Genomic DNA, 19,044 nt, shown 5'->3' with positions numbered 1-19,044 from the left:
TAATTATAGCAAATTGTGTTACTTAGTGTACACACTATATTTTACTAATGCATTATGTAAATCAATAAACTGTTCTAACGACAATTTTTCAGCACGAATGCGTGGATCAATATCAACAGCTGCCAAAGCTGCCGTTAATTTTTCCTTCATTGCATCATCCTTACCAAATGCAGTTATCAAATTATTCCACAATGTCTTACGACGCATTGTAAACCCAACTTTAAATAGGTTAAACAACTGTTGCTCATTATGTGGTAATACCTGCAATGGTTCCCGTGGTGTTAATGAAATAATTGCTGAATCAACATTAGGATTTGGCACAAATGCCGTTCTTGACACTGTAAAGGCCAATGATGCATTCATACGATATTGCACAGCTAAGGTTAATGAACCATAGTCTTTCGTCCCAACCTCAGCAGATAGACGGTTAGCAACTTCCTTTTGCATCATCACGACAATATTATCAAACTTAACATCTGACTGTAATACCTGCATCAAAATTGGCGTCGTGATGTAATATGGTAGATTAGCAACCAATTTCAATGGTGCATCAGGTTTACTGAAGCGTTCTTTAATTTCAGTCGCTAAATCTACTTTCAAAATATCTTGATTAACAATCGTCACGTTATCATATGGTGCCATTGTATGATCCAAAACTGGTATCAAACGATCATCAATTTCATAGGCAACCACTTCTTTAGCTGAACGCGCTAATTGTTCTGTCAAAGCCCCAATACCAGGGCCAATTTCAATCACATTATCTGTAGCTTGTACATCCCCAGCTGAAACAATATTTTTCAAAATATTAATGTCAGTCAAAAAGTTTTGACCTAAAGATTTTCTTGTATTAATGCCAAAGCTATTCATGATTGCTTGCGTACGCAATGGCGTCGCAATATCTGGGACATCTGTCATTCTTTTTCCTCATCTAATTCATCTAAAACAGTTAATAAATTCTGCTTGGTAATATCAAACATGACCAATCGATGCATCAACTGTTTACCATTTACATAACCCAAGCCCAACTTTTCAGCGACATATTCTCGTCGTTTTGCAGCATTGGGGCCAGCAACTAATCCCAAATGTCGTAAATCTCGCATCGTCACATCTGACATCGTTGCTTTTTCAGCTACCGTATACACATTTTGTAATGCTGCTTGTAATGTTGCTGGCGTTGCATATTCGATGCCTAAACTATGGTGCTTAATCAACCGACCAGCTTCATCCTTTGTTAAAAAAGCATGCTTTGCATCGGGCACCACATCACTAATCATCTTTCTTAACCGTTCACCATTAAAATCGGGATCAGTAAATACGATGACGCCACGACTAGCAGCAGCCCGTTTAATCGTCGCAATGGTTTGATCACTAAGTGCTGATCCATTGGTTTCAATTGTGTCGGCGTCAACAGCGTGTCGTAACGCCTCAGTATCGGCACGCCCTTCAACGACAATGACTTCTTTAATCTTCATTAGGTGTTTGTGTGCCCCATAGTTTGTGAGCATTATTCGTTGTAATTTCAGCTATCTCATCATAAGTCTTGCCCAATAATTCTGCAATAAATTGAATCGTATAGTGAACATACATTGGTTCGTTAGGCTTACCACGCATTGGTGTTGGTGCCAAATATGGTGCATCAGTTTCCACTAATAGTCGATCAAATGGAATTGATTTCACCGTTTCTTGCACATCTTTTGCATTCTTAAATGTGGCAATACCTGAAAATGAAATATACATCCCCATATCAAGAAACTGCTTAGCTTCTTCAGGTGTACCTGTAAATGAATGCATAACACCACCAAACTCTTCAACGTGAGCTTCGTGCAATAGATGATAGGTATCAGTCATTGCACTACGAGTGTGCACCGTAACAGGCAATTTAAATTCGCGTGCTAATGCTAATTGTTGGGCGAATGCTTTTTGTTGCGTTTCAGCAGCTGGATTTTCATCCCAATAATAATCTAAACCAGTTTCACCAACGCCAACAACGGCATCATCTTTTAATTGTTCACGGAAAACAGCTAACTTTCCATCATCCATTTCCAAAATATCTTCTGGTTGCCAACCAATAATAGCGTGCATACCAGCATATTCATGCGCTAACTGGATGGCACGCTCATTAGATTGACTATCATAACCTACAATGTTCATTTCATCAATTTGAAATTCAGTTGCTCGACCATAGTAAGCTGGTATATCATGCCAAAATGAATCGTCATTTAAATGTGTGTGCGTATCATAACCATTAGCTTGATGCTGCCCAGATTTATAAATTGCCATTCTGTACTCCTCAATCACTTATTTTTTATAATTTGTTTTTTCTTAAATTGTCAGTCTATTTTATTTTAGCAAATGATTACGGAAAAGCCAAAGATTGACTAATATCAACACATCCAAATAAAATTAAACGGTAAATCATCGAAAGAAATTCGACAATTTACCGCCTAAACAAACCATGTTATTCAACTTTAAATTTAGTAAATAGATTGGGTCCTTTTTATATTGGTTGCGAATTCCAACATAATACTCACTCCCTATGCCATACATTCTTTTATTATTCATCAAAATTGGCCAACAAAACTGCTTGTGAATTAATAACTTCATCATACAATTCTTTTAGCAATCCAGCATCCGTATCACCTTGGGCACGTTGATCTTCGATATAATCCAACTCTACTTGTAACGCTTCTAAGAACGTTTGTTGTTCATCTTCAGAGTTAGTCTGTTGATTCTGCAAAATCGCTTGTTGTTGTGAATACGCCCTTCTAAGCGCAATCATATCTCTTGGATCAGTATCTTCTTGAGACAACTGCGCCATATACTTTGTCATCGCTTCATTCATAATCGTGATAACTTCATTGACGGCTTCATGTCTAGTTTGATGATTTTGACGATATTTAACGATGCGACGTTTGAAAATACGCGAGATAATTCGTTGCCAAATACGAATACGTTGCTTACCTAATTTACCATAACCATTTTGCATAGATTGCATACGATTATAAAGTTGCAATGCTTCGTCTGACACGCGATTTTCATCAATTGCCTTCGCCATGGCTTTATCAGCGACCTGATACAACGTACGGTAAGCTTTTTTACGACTCATTTCATTTAATTGTTCATTACCATAACCCAACTGATCTTGTAATTGTTGCATCACAACTGTTTTGGTACCTTGTGATACTTCTGAACGACTGACATAAGTAATCGCAGCATTTACCATTTGTGTGTGTTGTTGGTGGTAAGTACCTGCATCATAAGCTGGCGCAGACCGTTTCAACATCATTGGCAACATTGTTACGGGCACTAACAAACTCAAAATAATCACAGTTGAAGCAACTAGCAACAAGGCATCACGTTCGGTGAAAGCAGCCCCATTACTTAACGTCATTGGTAATGAAAAAGCCATCGACATTGTCACGGCACCGTGGACACCACCAATCGCAAAGACAACACCATCACGTTTAGAATATGACTTATTACCAAAACGATCGCTATAACGAATAACCAAGTAACGGAACAGTGTCATCACTAAGTACAGGGCAACACCAACACCAATTAATGACAACCATGTTCTAACTGGTTGCAAAATATATACTTTGGCAACTCGCACCAATGAAGTTCCCAGTAACACAAACACTAAACCATTAAGTATTTGTGAAACAATGTCTGTTAATTGTGATGTTAAATGATTTAATCTTGAATCCATAAATTGCGTATGTTCACGCTCAACATTTGACATAACCCCCATCACAACAACGGCAATAATTCCTGATACACCTAATGCATGTTCGGCAAGACCAAACACAAAAATTGGTGCTAAGAAATATATCAAAACGTGCGCAACCGTATCGTCAAATTCTGCTCGCAACAAATGCTGACGAACATAAATAAATACAAAGCCGGCAATTAGCCCAACTAGAACACCACCTAACGCAACAATTAGAAATTCACTAAAGCCGTGCACAAATGAAAAGGTACCCGTGTTCATCCAAAGAACTGCTAACTCTAAAATAACCAAACCGGTAGCATCATTGAATAATGACTCAAAGCTCAACGAACGTTTAATATCTTTTGGCATATCCAAGCCGTTCGTGACTGATTCTAAGGCCGTGGCATCAGTCGGCGTTACAATTGCGGCTAATGCTAACGCAAATGGCAGCTCCCAGCCAACGGCTAAATGACCAAAGATCATTAGTACGACAACTGTTAAGACGGCTAAGATACCTGCCAGTTCAATAATTGATTTAAAATGTTCAGAAATCAGCCTGGCTTGCGTATTTTGTCCTTCATAAAATAGTAATGGTGCAATAACCAGCATCATAAACCATTCTGGATCGAGCATGATCACATAATGATTAACAACTGGCAAAACAGCCAATAAAATACCACCTAAAATTTGCCACAAAGCCTGCGGTATTTTAGGAAAAGCTTGCGTCAAAAAATTAGCAAGCACAATGGTTATGCAGACATAAGCCAGTGCATAAAAAGTTTCCATCCATACTCTCCCATTTTTATTTTAGTAAAAATAAAGGATTGGGATAATCATCCCAATCCTTTAATCGTATTATTGATGAATGATTAGCCCAATTCTGAACCTGCTTCAATTTCATCTGGCAAAATTGACAAGGTTACCTTGCCATCCTTTTCAGCTGAAAGTAGCATACCTTCAGACATTTCACCCATCATCTTACGAGGTTTCAAATTAGCGACGTAAGCAACTTTCTTACCTACTAGTGCCGTGTAATCAGGATAGAATTTCTTAATACCTGATAAGATTGTACGACCATCTGCTGAGCCATCATCTAGTTTGAAACGTAATAATTTATTAGATTTCTCAACTTCAGATACCTCTTTAATTTCAGCAACACGTAATTCTACTTTTTCAAAATCATCAAAAACGATTTCGTCTTTAGTATTGATGGTCTTTGGTGCAGTTGGCTTGCTCATTGAACGAGTTTGCTTACCACCTTGACCCGTCATGTTATCACGAATATAAGCCACTTCAGCCTCAACATCAACACGTGGGAAGATTGGTTGTCCTTTAGCAACAACGTGACCACCTGTTGGTAGATCCTCAAACTTCAAACCAGCAATTTGTACGTTTGATTCAGCTAAGCCTAATTGCTTGAAGATTTCTGCTGGTGCTTTAGTCAAGAATGGTTGTAGCAAAGTTGCAACAACACGTAATGCTGCAGCCAAATGTGCCATCACTGATGACAACACTTCTGCCTTACTTTCATCTTTAGCCAAAGTCCATGGTGTTGTTTCATCAATGTACTTGTTGGCACGTGAAATTAATTGCCAAATATTACCCAAAGCATCTGCCGTACGCAAAGCTTGCATATTTTCATTGTAATCAGCAATTGTTGTTTGTGCTGTTTCAACAAGATCTTGATCAAACTTAGTTAATCCAGTATGCAACTCAGGAATAATACCTGACTCATACTTATTAATCATGGCAACAGTACGGTTTAATAGGTTACCTAAATCATTTGCCAAGTCATAATTTAGTTTTGAAACGAAATCTTCTGGTGTGAAAATACCATCATTACCAAATGGCATTGCACGTAGCAAATAGTAACGCACTGCATCAATACCATAACGATTAGCCAAAGTATCTGGATAAACAACATTTCCCTTTGACTTTGACATTTTACCATCACGCATTGTTAACCAACCGTGACCGATAATTGTTTCAGGCAATGCAATTCCTAATGCGTGCAACATAATTGGCCAATAAATTGTGTGGAAACGGACAATTTCCTTACCAACTAAATGAACGTTAGCAGGCCAATACTTGTCAAACATTGTTGTATCATCTGACATGTAGCCTAACTTAGTAATATAGTTTGACAACGCATCAATCCATACGTAAATAACATGTTCTGGATCTGAAGCAACTGGCACACCCCACTTGAAAGCTGTACGTGTTACAGCTAAGTCTTCAAGACCAGGTTCGATGAAATTCTTAATCATTTCATTCATACGTGTTGCTGGTTGAATAAATTTAGGATGTGACTTGTAGTAATCAAGTAGCCAATCAGCATACTTACTCATCTTGAAGAAATATGATTCCTCTTTAACAAGTTCTACTTCGTGTCCTGAAGGTGCTTTACCACCAATAACGTTACCGTCATCATCACGATAAACTTCGGCTAGTTGTGATTCAGTGAAGTACTCTTCATCATCAACTGAATACCAACCTTCATATTGACCTTTATAGATATCACCTTGATCCAAAAACTTTTGGAAAATTTTCTGAACTGCTTTTTCGTGGTACTCGTCAGTCGTACGAATAAAGCCATCATTACTGATACCCAAATCAGCCCACAATTGCTTAATCTCTGCAGCCATCTTATCAACATATTCTTTTGGTGAGACGTTTAGCTTTTCGGCTTTTTGTTCAATTTTTAGTCCATGCTCATCAGTACCTGTTAAGAAGTAAACATCTTCATTTAATAGGCGGTGATAACGAGCTGTTGCATCGGCTAACACAGTTGTGTATGTGTTACCAATGTGCAACTTACCTGATGGATAATAAATTGGTGTCGTAATATAGAAACTCTTTTTCTCTTCTGTCATTCTTATTTTTTACCTCCCACCTTACGAATGAGTAAGATGTTATTTTTAACTACATTAATTTAATGTCTGTGAATTTATTATAGCAAAAATTAAACCTCACTGTCAGGTAATCCTTAAATTAATCATTAGGCATTAAAGGAAACAATTATTGCTAAACATCAATTAAAAATGGTTGAGACAAAATTAATTATCTCAACCATTATTAAAGACTCATATATTATGCTTATATCTTTATTTACTATGACTCATAAATGGTACTTTTTCACGTACAAATGGTATAACCCAACGATCACCACCAATTTTACCAGCATTAAATCCTGATACTAATATAATAACTTGCAATATAATCAAAATCGGATTTGTTGAAATCATACCAGCAAGTAGATAAGTAAAGTTTAATCCTAGTCCGAAGAATGCAGCTAACGACGTGAATGTTCCAAGAATTAAGCCAATCCCAATTAATAGCTCACCGTATTGCACCATAAAATCGAATAGTCCTAAATTAGGCTGTACGATATTTTCTAAAAATTTTGTATACCAGTCATATGCTGGTTCACCAGTTGCACCAGTAACAGGTTGCTTAATTGCTTGTTGAACCATGGCTTCTGATGAAAAATTACCAGAAATAATTTTACCCCAACCACTTGTGAACCATATGTAACCAACATATAATCGAATGACTGTTAATATCCACATACTAATCTTATTGGTTTGTATCCATTTAACCATACAAAGTCCTCCTTAAATTCATGTAAGATGAGGACTATGATAAATTCACTTACTTAAAATAACCTTTGCGAATTGCTGTCTTTATTATTTAAATTTCTATTTATTAATATCTTTTTAAATACTTTTCAAATCATTACTTGTATATTTAACTCATTGTTATCTAAATAACAACATCATGGATGCACAAAAAAGACTCACATTTTACTGTGAGTCTTTCTTCAATTGCATCGCGACGTCCTATCCTCGCAGGAGGCGATCCTCCAACTACTTTTGGCGCTACTGAGCTTAACTGCTGTGTTCGGTATGGGAACAGGTGTGACCTCAGTGCCATCATCACGACACGTATTTATTGAGCGAACTTAGTTCTCTCAAAACTGAATCATAATTAAATTTTCTTGCCTTACACCACTTGCTACTTGGTTAAGTCCTCGAACCATTAGTACTAGTCCGCTCCATACGTCACCGTACTACCACTTCTAGCCTATCTACCTTATCATCTATAAGGGGTCTTACTTCATTACTGAATGGGAAATCTCATCTCGAGGCGAGTTTCACACTTAGATGCTTTCAGCGTTTATCTCATCCGTACATAGCTACTCAGCGATGCTCCTGGCGGAACAACTGATACACCAGTGGTACGTCCACCCCGGTCCTCTCGTACTAAGGGCAGCTCCTCTCAAATTTCCTACGCCCGCGACGGATAGGGACCGAACTGTCTCACGACGTTCTGAACCCAGCTCGCGTACCGCTTTAATGGGCGAACAGCCCAACCCTTGGGACCGACTACAGCCCCAGGATGCGATGAGCCGACATCGAGGTGCCAAACCTCCCCGTCGATGTGGACTCTTGGGGGAGATAAGCCTGTTATCCCCAGGGTAGCTTTTGTCCGTTGAGCGATGGCCCTTCCATGCGGAACCACCGGATCACTAAGCCCTACTTTCGTACCTGCTCGACTGGTAAGTCTCACAGTCAAGCTCCCTTGTGCCTTTACACTCTGCGAATGATTTCCAACCATTCTGAGGGAACCTTTGGGCGCCTCCGTTACTCTTTGGGAGGCGACCGCCCCAGTCAAACTGCCTGCCAGACACTGTCTTCCACCACGCTTAGTGGTGTGAGTTAGAGTGTTCATACAACGAGGGTAGTATCCCACGTGTGCCTCCATCGAAACTAGCGTCCCGATTTCTACGGCTCCTACCTATGCTGTACAAGCTGCACAAACACTCAATATCAAGCTACAGTAAAGCTCCATGGGGTCTTTCCGTCCTGTCGCGGGTAACCCGCATCTTCACGGGTCTTTAAATTTCACCGAGTCTCTCGTTGAGACAGCGCCCAGATCGTTACGCCTTTCGTGCGGGTCGGAACTTACCCGACAAGGAATTTCGCTACCTTAGGACCGTTATAGTTACGGCCGCCGTTTACTGGGGCTTCAATTCGTACCTTCGCCGAAGCTAAGCACTCCTTTTAACCTTCCAGCACCGGGCAGGCGTCAGCCCCTATACGTCATCTTACGATTTTGCAGAAACCTGTGTTTTTGATAAACAGTCGCCTGGGCCTATTCACTGCGGCTCAGCTTGCGCTGAGCACCCCTTCTCCCGAAGTTACGGGGTCATTTTGCCGAGTTCCTTAACGAGAGTTCACTCGCTCACCTTAGGATGCTCTCCTCGACTACCTGTGTCGGTTTGCGGTACGGGCAGGTAAACACTAACTAGAAGCTTTTCTCGGCAGCGTGACATCACAGACTTCCCTACTTTATTTCGGTCCTCATCACAACTTGTCCTATAAGAAGCAAGCATTTAACTCACCTCAAGACTTATTGCTTGACCCAGCATTTCCAATCGCTGGGATCTGTTAGCCTTCTGCGTCCCTCCATTGTTCAAACATGTTCACCTGGTACAGGAATCTCAACCTGTTAGCCATCGACTACGCCTTTCGGCCTCGCCTTAGGTCCCGACTAACCCTGGGAGGACGAGCCTTCCCCAGGAAACCTTAGTCATACGGTGGACAGGATTCTCACCTGTCTTTCGCTACTCATACCGGCATTCTCACTTCTAAGCGCTCCACCAGTCCTCACGGTCTGACTTCACTGCCCTTAGAACGCTCTCCTATCGCGCCACTTACGTGGCACCCGTAGTTTCGGTGGTGTGTTTAGCCCCGGTACATTTTCGGCGCAGAATCACTCGACTAGTGAGCTATTACGCACTCTTTAAATGGTGGCTGCTTCTGAGCCAACATCCTAGTTGTCTATGCAACTTCACATCCTTTTCCACTTAACACACACTTAGGGACCTTAACTGACGATCTGGGCTGTTCCCCTTTCGACAATGGATCTTATCACTCACTGTCTGACTCCCGGACATACGTGATTGGCATTCGGAGTTTATCTTAATTTAGTAACCCGAGATGGGCCCCGCATCAAAACAGTGCTCTACCTCCAACACGCTATCTTCCGAGGCTAGCCCTAAAGCTATTTCGGAGAGAACCAGCTATCTCCAAGTTCGATTGGAATTTCACCGCTACCCACACCTCATCCCAACATTTTTCAACATGTATGGGTTCGGGCCTCCAGTGCGTTTTACCACACCTTCACCCTGGACATGGGTAGGTCACCTGGTTTCGGGTCTACAACAACATACTTAAGCGCCCATTTCAGACTCGCTTTCGCTACGGCTCCGGTCTTTCCACCTTAACCTCGCATGGTATCGTAACTCGCCGGTTCATTCTACAAAAGGCACGCTATCACCCATTAACGGACTCTAACTTGTTGTAGGCACATGGTTTCAGGAACTTTTTCACTCCCCTTCCGGGGTGCTTTTCACCTTTCCCTCACGGTACTGGTTCACTATCGGTCACTAGAGAGTATTTAGCCTTACGAGATGGTCCTCGCAGTTTCCGACCGGATTTCACGTGTCCGGCCGTACTCAGGATCCTACACGGGAGTTTGCTTACTTTCACATACGGGGCTATCACCCTGTCTCGCTCAGTTTCCCAACTGATTCTGTTAATAAACAAATTTGTAACTCCACAACGGTAGTCCTACAACCCCAGAGTGCAAGCACTCTGGTTTGGGCTACTCCGCGTTCGCTCGCCGCTACTGACGGAATCGATTTTTCTTTCTGCTCCTGTTGCTAATGAGATGTTTCAGTTCACAACGTCTACCTTCGTTTAGCTATGTATTGACTAAACGATAACTTGCATAACAAGCTGGGTTCCCCCATTCGGAAATCCCCGGATCAAAGCTTACTTACAGCTCCCCGAGGCATATCGGTGTTAGTCCCGTCCTTCATCGGCTTCTAGTGCCAAGGCATTCACCATGCGCCCTTAATAACTTAACCGATCAACTTTCGTTGATGATTTCGTTTGAGTATTGTGACTCAATGGTCACAAGCGATTTTAAACTTATTTAAAAAACTCAAAAAATTACGCGGTGTATTTTTTCGGCTCAATTTTATTGATACTATCAATATAAATGAATTTAAAAATTTACAATTATGATTCAGTTTTCAAAGAACTAATAAACAACCCGTAGGTTGTTATGGAGAATATCGGGATCGAACCGATGACCTCCTGCTTGCAAAGCAGGCGCTCTCCCAGCTGAGCTAATTCCCCATTTCATGGGACTGAGAGGACTCGAACCTCCGACCTCACCCTTATCAGGGGTGCGCTCTAAACCAGCTGAGCTACAGTCCCAGAGATTCGACTCTCTGTCTTTTCATTGAGTGTAAACCACTCAAAACTAAATATCGTTTCGTATAGAATGTGTAGGTTCCGATTTTCCTTAGAAAGGAGGTGATCCAGCCGCAGGTTCTCCTACGGCTACCTTGTTACGACTTCACCCTAATCATCTGTCCCACCTTAGACGGCTGGCTCCTAAAAGGTTACCCCACCGGCTTTGGGTGTTACAAACTCTCATGGTGTGACGGGCGGTGTGTACAAGACCCGGGAACGTATTCACCGCGGCGTGCTGATCCGCGATTACTAGCGATTCCGACTTCATGTAGGCGAGTTGCAGCCTACAATCCGAACTGAGACATACTTTAAGAGATTAGCGTACCCTCGCGGGTTAGCGGCTCGTTGTATATGCCATTGTAGCACGTGTGTAGCCCAGGTCATAAGGGGCATGATGATTTGGCGTCATCCCCACCTTCCTCCGGTTTGTCACCGGCAGTCTCACTAGAGTGCCCAACTGAATGCTGGCAACTAATAATAAGGGTTGCGCTCGTTGCGGGACTTAACCCAACATCTCACGACACGAGCTGACGACAACCATGCACCACCTGTCACCTTGTCCCCGAAGGGAACACACTATTTCTAATGTTTGCAAGGGATGTCAAGACCTGGTAAGGTTCTTCGCGTTGCTTCGAATTAAACCACATGCTCCACCGCTTGTGCGGGTCCCCGTCAATTCCTTTGAGTTTCAACCTTGCGGTCGTACTCCCCAGGCGGAGTGCTTAATGCGTTAGCTGCGACACTCAAGGGCGGAAACCCTCGAACATCTAGCACTCATCGTTTACGGTGTGGACTACCAGGGTATCTAATCCTGTTTGCTACCCACACTTTCGAGCCTCAACGTCAGTTACAGTCCAGAAAGCCGCCTTCGCCACTGGTGTTCTTCCATATATCTACGCATTTCACCGCTACACATGGAGTTCCACTTTCCTCTACTGCACTCAAGTTATCCAGTTTCCAAAGCAACTCCTCAGTTGAGCTGAGGGCTTTCACTTCAGACTTAAATAACCGTCTGCGCTCGCTTTACGCCCAATAAATCCGGATAACGCTTGGAACATACGTATTACCGCGGCTGCTGGCACGTATTTAGCCGTTCCTTTCTGGTAAGATACCGTCACACACTGAACAGTTACTCTCAGTGCCGTTCTTCTCTTATAACAGTGTTTTACGAGCCGAAACCCTTCATCACACACGCGGCGTTGCTCCATCAGGCTTGCGCCCATTGTGGAAGATTCCCTACTGCTGCCTCCCGTAGGAGTATGGGCCGTGTCTCAGTCCCATTGTGGCCGATCAGTCTCTCAACTCGGCTACGCATCATCGCCTTGGTAAGCCATTACCTTACCAACTAGCTAATGCACCGCGGGTCCATCTCTTAGTGATAGCAGAACCATCTTTCAACCAACAACCATGCGGTCGTTGGTATTATACGGTATTAGCACTTGTTTCCAAATGTTATCCCCTGCTAAGAGGTAGGTTACCCACGTGTTACTCACCCGTTCGCCACTCTTTGAAATCAAAAATCAAATCAGAGCAAGCTCATCATATCAATTTGCACAAAGCGTTCGACTTGCATGTATTAGGCACGCCGCCAGCGTTCATCCTGAGCCAGGATCAAACTCTCATTTTAAAAAGCTTGAGTATAACTCAATATTTGTGTTGTTCAACAGAAGTTAAACGAATTTACTAGCGAATTGACTTCGCAAATGTTTTGTATCAAGCAAATTACTTGATGACCCTACACATTTGTTCTATCGAAACGATATTCAGTTTTCAATGGTCTACGTTGTCTCGCTGACAACTTAATCTATATTACACATTAATCGGAACAATGTCAACAACTAATTTATTTTAATTATAAATTAATTGATTTTGTTTTTGATTAAACCTTGTAATATCGCTGGCTCACTAGCCAACTTATTAATAATAACAATAATCTTAACGTTCGTCAACTACTTATTATGATAATTTTTTTACGAACATTCTATTAAAAAGAATTGACCACATAATAAAAAAAGACCGAGACTTAACTGTCCCAATCTTCACTATCGTGTTGTTGCTAACACGCCTCTTTTATACATTTAACTCTTTGAAAAACTCACTAGCATCCCCAACAACTTGCTGTACCTGAGCCGGTGCTGGAATTTCTTCTAAATTAACCGCCAAGATATTAGCTGAAGGGCGTGCATATTGTAATAACCCAGCAAATGGATAAACAACAAAACTTGTACCGACGATAACGACTAGATCCGCTTGAGTCATCCATTGGGCTGCTTCATCCACGCGGAAAGGAATCTCACCATATAAAGTAATTGCTGGCCGAAGCAAGGCACCATCTTCACGATATTGTGATTGCAAGTATGATGCCACATCACTTGGCTTACCATCAGTCGTTGCATAAATATTATATAGTGAACCGTGGAATTCAATAACGTTAATCGCGCCAGCCTTTAAATGTAAACCATCCACATTTTGTGTAATGATGCGTGCACGTTTTTCTTTGGTTAGCTCAGCCATTTTTTGATGAATAATATTAGGCTCAGCATCTGGGAAGTACATATTGTCCTTCATAAATTGATACATCTTATCTGGCGCTTCATTTAATGCTTCTGTACTTAAAAGATATTCTGGTGGTAATGACATACCATCATATATACCTCCTTTTGATCGATAATCTGGAATACCTGAAACAGTTGAGACACCTGCTCCAGTCAAAAAAACGATATTTTTTGCATCATCAAACAATTGTTGAATAGCTGGCGTTACTAATGTCATGATTTCCTCCTTAACGTATTGCAAATGGTTGACCTAATTTAATCAACACTTCTTTAACCGGTGTTTGGTAAAGTTCCTTGAAAAAGTTCGCGGTATCCTTCTCTGGTACTGACAAGACAAAACTATTTTGACCAGACGACTTTAACAAACCGGCGTAAGCTTCTTGTTTAGTATTACGATCTTGCATGGTTAAATGCTTAATATCAAACACTTGTGCCAATGGTAACCGTAATTGATGCTCCGATAATACTGGTGTCAATGTCGCAAACTCATCAGCGTGGATTGCAGGCAATTGCCACATTGCCATTTTCTCATCAAACATTTTAAAAGCAGTAACTGCTGCACGATGCACAGTAAACGGATCTTTAATATCATCAATTCGCATTGCATCAAAAATATCTTGGGCTGCTTGCCATGTGCTTGGATATGACTCTACCATTGTTTCTTTAATGGCTGCCGTATCTTGTGGGACATTATGCAAGAATACTTGTAAGTCTAACAACGTCAAGACGCGCAAAGCATTTTCATTAACGTCTTGGCCATCTTCCTTAGTTAAAGTCTTTTGTACACCAGCAACCATCCCCTTAACGACGTTATCAGTCAACATACCATGTGCAGCTTGTTCACGATAAATAATTGCTCGTAAAGCTGGTTGGTACAAGTGCGTTGACATCACCATTAATTGATCAGTCAAATCAATGTCGTCATCTTTTAATTGGAAATAAACTTGTGGATAGCCATTTAACGTCAAAAGCATCGTTAATAATTCAGTCGTAGCCAAAAAATCGGGTGCTGTTGCATCAGTGACTTCAACCATTAAACGAGTCCCTAGCATTTCTGTTGAAACTTGATCATAACTAACAATACCTGTCGCTGTATCATTACCTCGTAAAATAACCGAACCAGGATATATTTCATTAACTTGATCTAATAACTTCAGCGTGTCATTTGTAAATTTCATCTTAATTTCCTATCTTTATTTATCCATATCTAAACGCATTTGCTTTAATAATTCTGTGGCGACTGTTGCATTAATCTTATTGCCTGCATTTAATTGGGCAACTAATTCATCAACTTCATTTGGTTGCGCACCGACCTGGATAGCCAATGACTTTGCTTGCAAGGCCATATGACCAGCCTGAATTCCTGTTGAGACCAACGCCCGTAGTGCCGCCAAATTCTGTGCCAAACCGGTAGCTGCAATAATGCTAGCTAATTGCTTAGCCGTTGGATTTCCCATAATATGATGATTTAACTTCACAGCTGGCACAATACCAATCGAACCACCGACAACGCCGATAGATAATGGTAGCGTCGTTTTACCAACCAGCTCATCCCCAACAACTTGCCATGTAATGAGCCCTTGATATTGACCCTTGTGCGCAGCATAAGCATGCAAGGCAGCATTAACGGCACGTGTATCATTACCGCTTGCCAAAACAACGGCTTCAATACCATTTAGAATACCTTTATTAGCTGTAACCGCACGATGTGGTGACAACGTTTCAATATGACTAGCCAAGGCAATCTTGGTCGCCACTTCTTGACCAGACAATCCTTGTTTCGTAGCTAATGCTGTCACCGGAATGGCAACAGTGGCTTCAACTAGCGATTCCGTGCCATAGTTTGACAAAATTGCCATCAAAACCTGATAACCGTGCTGCCGTAGTTTAGACGCCACTGCCTCAGCCATTGTATTAACTGTATTGGCACCCATGGCTTCTTTGGTATCAACTAAAACATTCACAGCAATCGTTGTATCGTCTAATGTCTCCATCGTTATTTGCTTAGCACCACCACCACGGGCAGCCATTGACGGATGCGCATCATTTGCCCACTGTAAAAGTTGCGTTTCATGTTCTTGTACATAAGTCGTCAAAGCTGTTATGTCCTGCACTTCAACTAATATAATTTGACCACGCATTAAATGCTTTGGGAATTTAGTCTGTACGCCCAAACCCTGGCGCATCATCCGAGCACCGTTATTTGCAGCAGCAATAACACTGGGCTCTTCTGTCGTCATCGGTACAACTACTTCGCGACCATCAACTGGTAATTGTAGCAACAAACCTGTTGGCACACCAAAATTATAAATATAATTTTCAACTTGCTGATCACCAATCGTACTAGCATTTGCTTGGATTAAAGCTTGTTCTTCACTTGTTAAATTTTGATTATTAGTCAGAATAGCCAATCTTTCTGACCAAGAACGTTTATAAAACTGTTGCCAATCTGCCATGCTTTTTTCCTCTTTATTCTGTCTTTTATTAGTTTAACAGTTATTGGTTACTTTTTTAATTCTTAACAAAAAATCTCATAGTTATTAACCAACAAACTAGTTAATAACTATGAGACTTTGTCATATGCTACTCGTCATGATCCGTTTCATCTTGCCAAGGTCGCACGATGTATTTTACTTTATCATTATCATCAACGCGCGCATACAAACGTTGCGTTTCATCCTCATCAAAAAAGCCCAAATCAACTGTTAATAAACCATCTAACAAGACAACCCCTTGTACACTCTTACGAATGACATCATGCATTGCACGCCAATTGCCCTGATATTCCATCGTTTTTTTAACAGCGCCCTTCAAAGCATAACCTTCATCTAAGAAACTTTTTATTGCTGCAACCGTTACATAAGTTTGGTAATTATAGATACGAGCATCTTGCTCACCTTCACGATTTAATGAATCAATAATCCCTTTACTTTCCCAGTAACGTAATTGACGGGTTGAAACACCTGTCATGGTTGCTAATTCACCAATTCGAAATTGAAATAACTCTGATTCCAGGGCCTTCATACGTAACGCATGCTCTCCTGAAAATGCCATAATCTCTCTCCTTCAATCAATCATAATCTTATCAATTGTCAGGTCATTTAACAAATTTGTCAACTATATTATGGATTTGGTGTATCGTTACCACCATCAGTATCATCCCCACCGTCTGGGTTAACCTGTTGAATACGTGATGTATCTGACTTTGGCTTATCTTTTTCTGGTGCATCTGTTTCATACAAAGACTGTGACTTTTTATCACCGCGCTTATGCCATAGTGACGTCGAAGCGTTACCACGCTGCTCATCTAAGGTCTTCAATTTAGCCAAACCATTTGAATAATTGTACTTAGAAGCATCAACATGCTTGTAACCTTTTGGCTTATAGAAACGTAGTAGATCTTTCTGATTGATATCATCGGACATCTTCAGCTTCTCACGAACTTCTTTTTTGTACTCATCAATCTTAGCTTGTAGCTTCTTCGAAGGATGCTCAACTATCTCACCCGTCTTATTATCGTACAAATCATGGTTTGTATAAGTGTATTCTGGCGTCACGAAATCTTTATCACGGAACGCAACCACTTGCTTACGGTTTGTACTTAACAAATCTTGACCGAGTTGGACATACTTTTTAGAATCAACGCCCAACAAATGTAGCAAAGTTGGCATCACGTCAATTTCACCACCATAGGTATGATTAATACCACCACCATGCCAGCCAGGAATATTAATCATAAATGGCACACGTTGTAATTGCGCATTATCATAATCATTCCAATCACTTGGGTCTTTACCTAGCATACTTGCCAATTCTTTGTTTTCTGAATTTGAAATACCATAATGGTCACCATACAAAACGACAATTGAATTGTCATATAAGCCAGATTTCTTTAGGTAGTCATAGAACTCGCCAATTGATTGATCAAGATAATGATTTGTTTCAAAGTAGCCGTTCACAACATCTGAATCCGTATCGGTCGTTGTGAAATTAGGGTCTTTATCTTCATCATCCAAATTATATGGGAAATGATTCGTTACCGTAATATACTTTGCATAGAATGGTTGTTGCATCTTTTCTAAGTACGGAATTGAATCATAGAACAACAACTTATCTTTTAGACCATATCCCATGGCTTTATCACCAGATGTATCATAATAACTAGCATCAAAGAAATATTGATAACCCATATTCTTATAAACATTATTACGATTCCAGAAACTAGCATTGTTACCGTGAAAAACAGCTGATGAATAGCCACCATTTTGCTTCAAAATTGAAGGCATCGCTTCAAAGGTTTGATTGTTACCCTGCGTTGCAAACAACGAACCTTGTGGTAGTCCAAACGTTGACGTCTCCAACATATTCTCAGCATCAGATGTCTTACCTTGACCAACTTGATGGAAGAAATTATCAAACGCAATCGTTGAATCAGAATGATAAATATCATTTAGATGAGGGGTCACAGCTTGATCATTCACCTTCAAATCAAGTGAAAATTGTTGGAACGACTCCAAGTGAATCACAAAGACATTCTTACCCTTTGCGACACCCGCATATTTCGCATTAGCATCAGTATAATTTTTATTGACATAATCTAGCACATTATCAATATCTGATTTCTTGGCTGACTTACGCATCTCCGTTACACCATGTGTTTTAATACCATCCAATACCGTATAAGCATCAATTCCTAAATACTTAACCAACATTTTACTATCGAATTGACGCGTAATTAGTTGTGGACGATCCGCTTCACCTAATACTAAAGTGGTCATAAAACCAAAAGCAGCAAAGGTTGTCACAGAAAAGCCCATAAATTTAGAAGTTGCTTCCTTATCAAACCGCATCTTCTTAAAGATAAATAAGATAATGAAAACAACAATATCTAGCCAATAAAACAAATCATGAATGTTGGTTAAGGCAAACCCAGAAGCTCCCAAGCCTTGGTTGACCTTGTTATACCCCAACATAGTTGCTACTGACATAAAATCTGTAAATTCACGATAATAGACCACGTTTAGATGAATCATTAACGTACAGATAATGTACATAATGATTGCAACTGGATAAAATAATTTGGACTTTTTAAAATAAAAAGCAATTCCAATTAGTAACGCCGCAATTGGGATTGGATTTATCAACATCGTAATTATTTGAATAATGGAAGCTCCTGAATACAGATGAAAATCCATTATATTTGCTAATTGTGTTTTTGCCCAAACTAATACAACAAGTAAGATGACAAAGCCAAACCGTGTATTAACCCAAGAAAAACGACTCTTATGCGTCATAGTAGTTTTTTCTCTTCTTTCTAAAACATGTCTCTCTAATTTTTAAGATCAATATTCTTACAATTATATCGCAAATTGTTTTATGACACCTTACTTCTTTTCTAAAATGATTTGATTGCGGTAAAATAATTAAAAAATACTCACCAAGGGGAATA

11 protein-coding genes, 2 tRNA genes and 3 rRNA genes are annotated in these 19,044 nt (G+C 40.5%); all 16 read right to left on the bottom strand.

Annotation, left to right across the window (positions count from 1 at the left end; genetic code table 11):
- Positions 1–18: 18 nt before the first annotated feature.
- The 16 genes from rsmA to ACSYSF_RS08755 all read right to left on the bottom strand — a co-directional run bounded on the left by rsmA (position 19) and on the right by ACSYSF_RS08755 (position 18,889).
- Complete coding sequence (rsmA, locus tag ACSYSF_RS08830; RefSeq protein ID WP_489867654.1) at positions 19–915, bottom strand: 16S rRNA (adenine(1518)-N(6)/adenine(1519)-N(6))-dimethyltransferase RsmA; 897 nt, start codon at positions 913–915, stop codon at positions 19–21.
- Positions 912–1,472, bottom strand: a complete 561-nt coding sequence (gene rnmV / locus ACSYSF_RS08825; protein WP_489867653.1) for a ribonuclease M5 — start codon at positions 1,470–1,472, stop codon at positions 912–914. The genes rsmA and rnmV overlap by 4 nt, the downstream gene beginning before the upstream one ends.
- The gene (locus tag ACSYSF_RS08820; RefSeq protein WP_489867652.1) at positions 1,462–2,280 is read right to left on the bottom strand and encodes a TatD family hydrolase; all 819 of its coding nucleotides are present in this window, start codon (positions 2,278–2,280) and stop codon (positions 1,462–1,464) included. Before ACSYSF_RS08820 ends, rnmV begins: the two co-directional genes overlap by 11 nt.
- Positions 2,281–2,554: 274 nt before the next feature.
- A complete protein-coding gene (locus ACSYSF_RS08815; protein WP_489867651.1) occupies positions 2,555–4,498 on the bottom strand; it encodes a cation:proton antiporter in 1,944 nt (647 codons plus the stop codon).
- 83 nt (positions 4,499–4,581) lie between these two features.
- Entirely contained in the window at positions 4,582–6,585 is a 2,004-nt protein-coding gene (gene metG / locus ACSYSF_RS08810; protein ID WP_489867650.1) for a methionine--tRNA ligase, read from the bottom strand.
- Between the two features lie 231 nt (positions 6,586–6,816).
- Positions 6,817–7,314 (bottom strand): DoxX family membrane protein, encoded by a 498-nt coding sequence (locus ACSYSF_RS08805; RefSeq protein WP_489867649.1) that lies wholly within the window; start codon positions 7,312–7,314, stop codon positions 6,817–6,819.
- Positions 7,315–7,538: 224 nt separating this feature from the next.
- Positions 7,539–7,655, bottom strand: a 5S ribosomal RNA gene (gene rrf / locus ACSYSF_RS08800).
- A gap of 75 nt (positions 7,656–7,730) precedes the next feature.
- A 23S ribosomal RNA gene (locus ACSYSF_RS08795) occupies positions 7,731–10,646 on the bottom strand.
- Between the two features lie 201 nt (positions 10,647–10,847).
- Positions 10,848–10,920, bottom strand: a tRNA-Ala gene (locus ACSYSF_RS08790).
- A gap of 6 nt (positions 10,921–10,926) precedes the next feature.
- Positions 10,927–11,001: transfer RNA gene (locus tag ACSYSF_RS08785), tRNA-Ile, on the bottom strand.
- A 92-nt stretch (positions 11,002–11,093) separates the two neighbouring features.
- Positions 11,094–12,667: ribosomal RNA gene (locus ACSYSF_RS08780) — 16S ribosomal RNA — on the bottom strand.
- Together the 16S, 23S and 5S rRNA genes with 2 tRNA genes alongside form the textbook arrangement of a ribosomal RNA operon.
- Before the next feature lie 443 nt (positions 12,668–13,110).
- Positions 13,111–13,812 (bottom strand): NAD-dependent protein deacylase, encoded by a 702-nt coding sequence (locus ACSYSF_RS08775; RefSeq protein WP_489867648.1) that lies wholly within the window; start codon positions 13,810–13,812, stop codon positions 13,111–13,113.
- Positions 13,813–13,822: 10 nt separating this feature from the next.
- Positions 13,823–14,773 carry an RNA-binding protein gene (locus ACSYSF_RS08770; protein ID WP_489867647.1) on the bottom strand — a complete coding sequence of 317 codons (951 nt, stop codon included), beginning with the start codon at positions 14,771–14,773 and terminating at the stop codon, positions 13,823–13,825.
- A gap of 15 nt (positions 14,774–14,788) precedes the next feature.
- Positions 14,789–16,051 (bottom strand): hydroxymethylglutaryl-CoA reductase, degradative, encoded by a 1,263-nt coding sequence (locus ACSYSF_RS08765; protein WP_489867646.1) that lies wholly within the window; start codon positions 16,049–16,051, stop codon positions 14,789–14,791.
- 127 nt (positions 16,052–16,178) lie between these two features.
- Entirely contained in the window at positions 16,179–16,649 is a 471-nt protein-coding gene (locus ACSYSF_RS08760; RefSeq protein WP_489867645.1) for a MerR family transcriptional regulator, read from the bottom strand.
- Between the two features lie 68 nt (positions 16,650–16,717).
- A complete protein-coding gene (locus ACSYSF_RS08755) occupies positions 16,718–18,889 on the bottom strand; it encodes an LTA synthase family protein (RefSeq protein WP_489867644.1) in 2,172 nt (723 codons plus the stop codon).
- Positions 18,890–19,044: the final 155 nt, after the last annotated feature.

The sequence above is a fragment of the Weissella sp. ESL1139 genome, assembly GCF_058506735.1.
The sequence above is the reverse complement of the archived record's forward strand: the minus strand, read 5'-3'. Positions and strand labels throughout refer to the sequence as shown.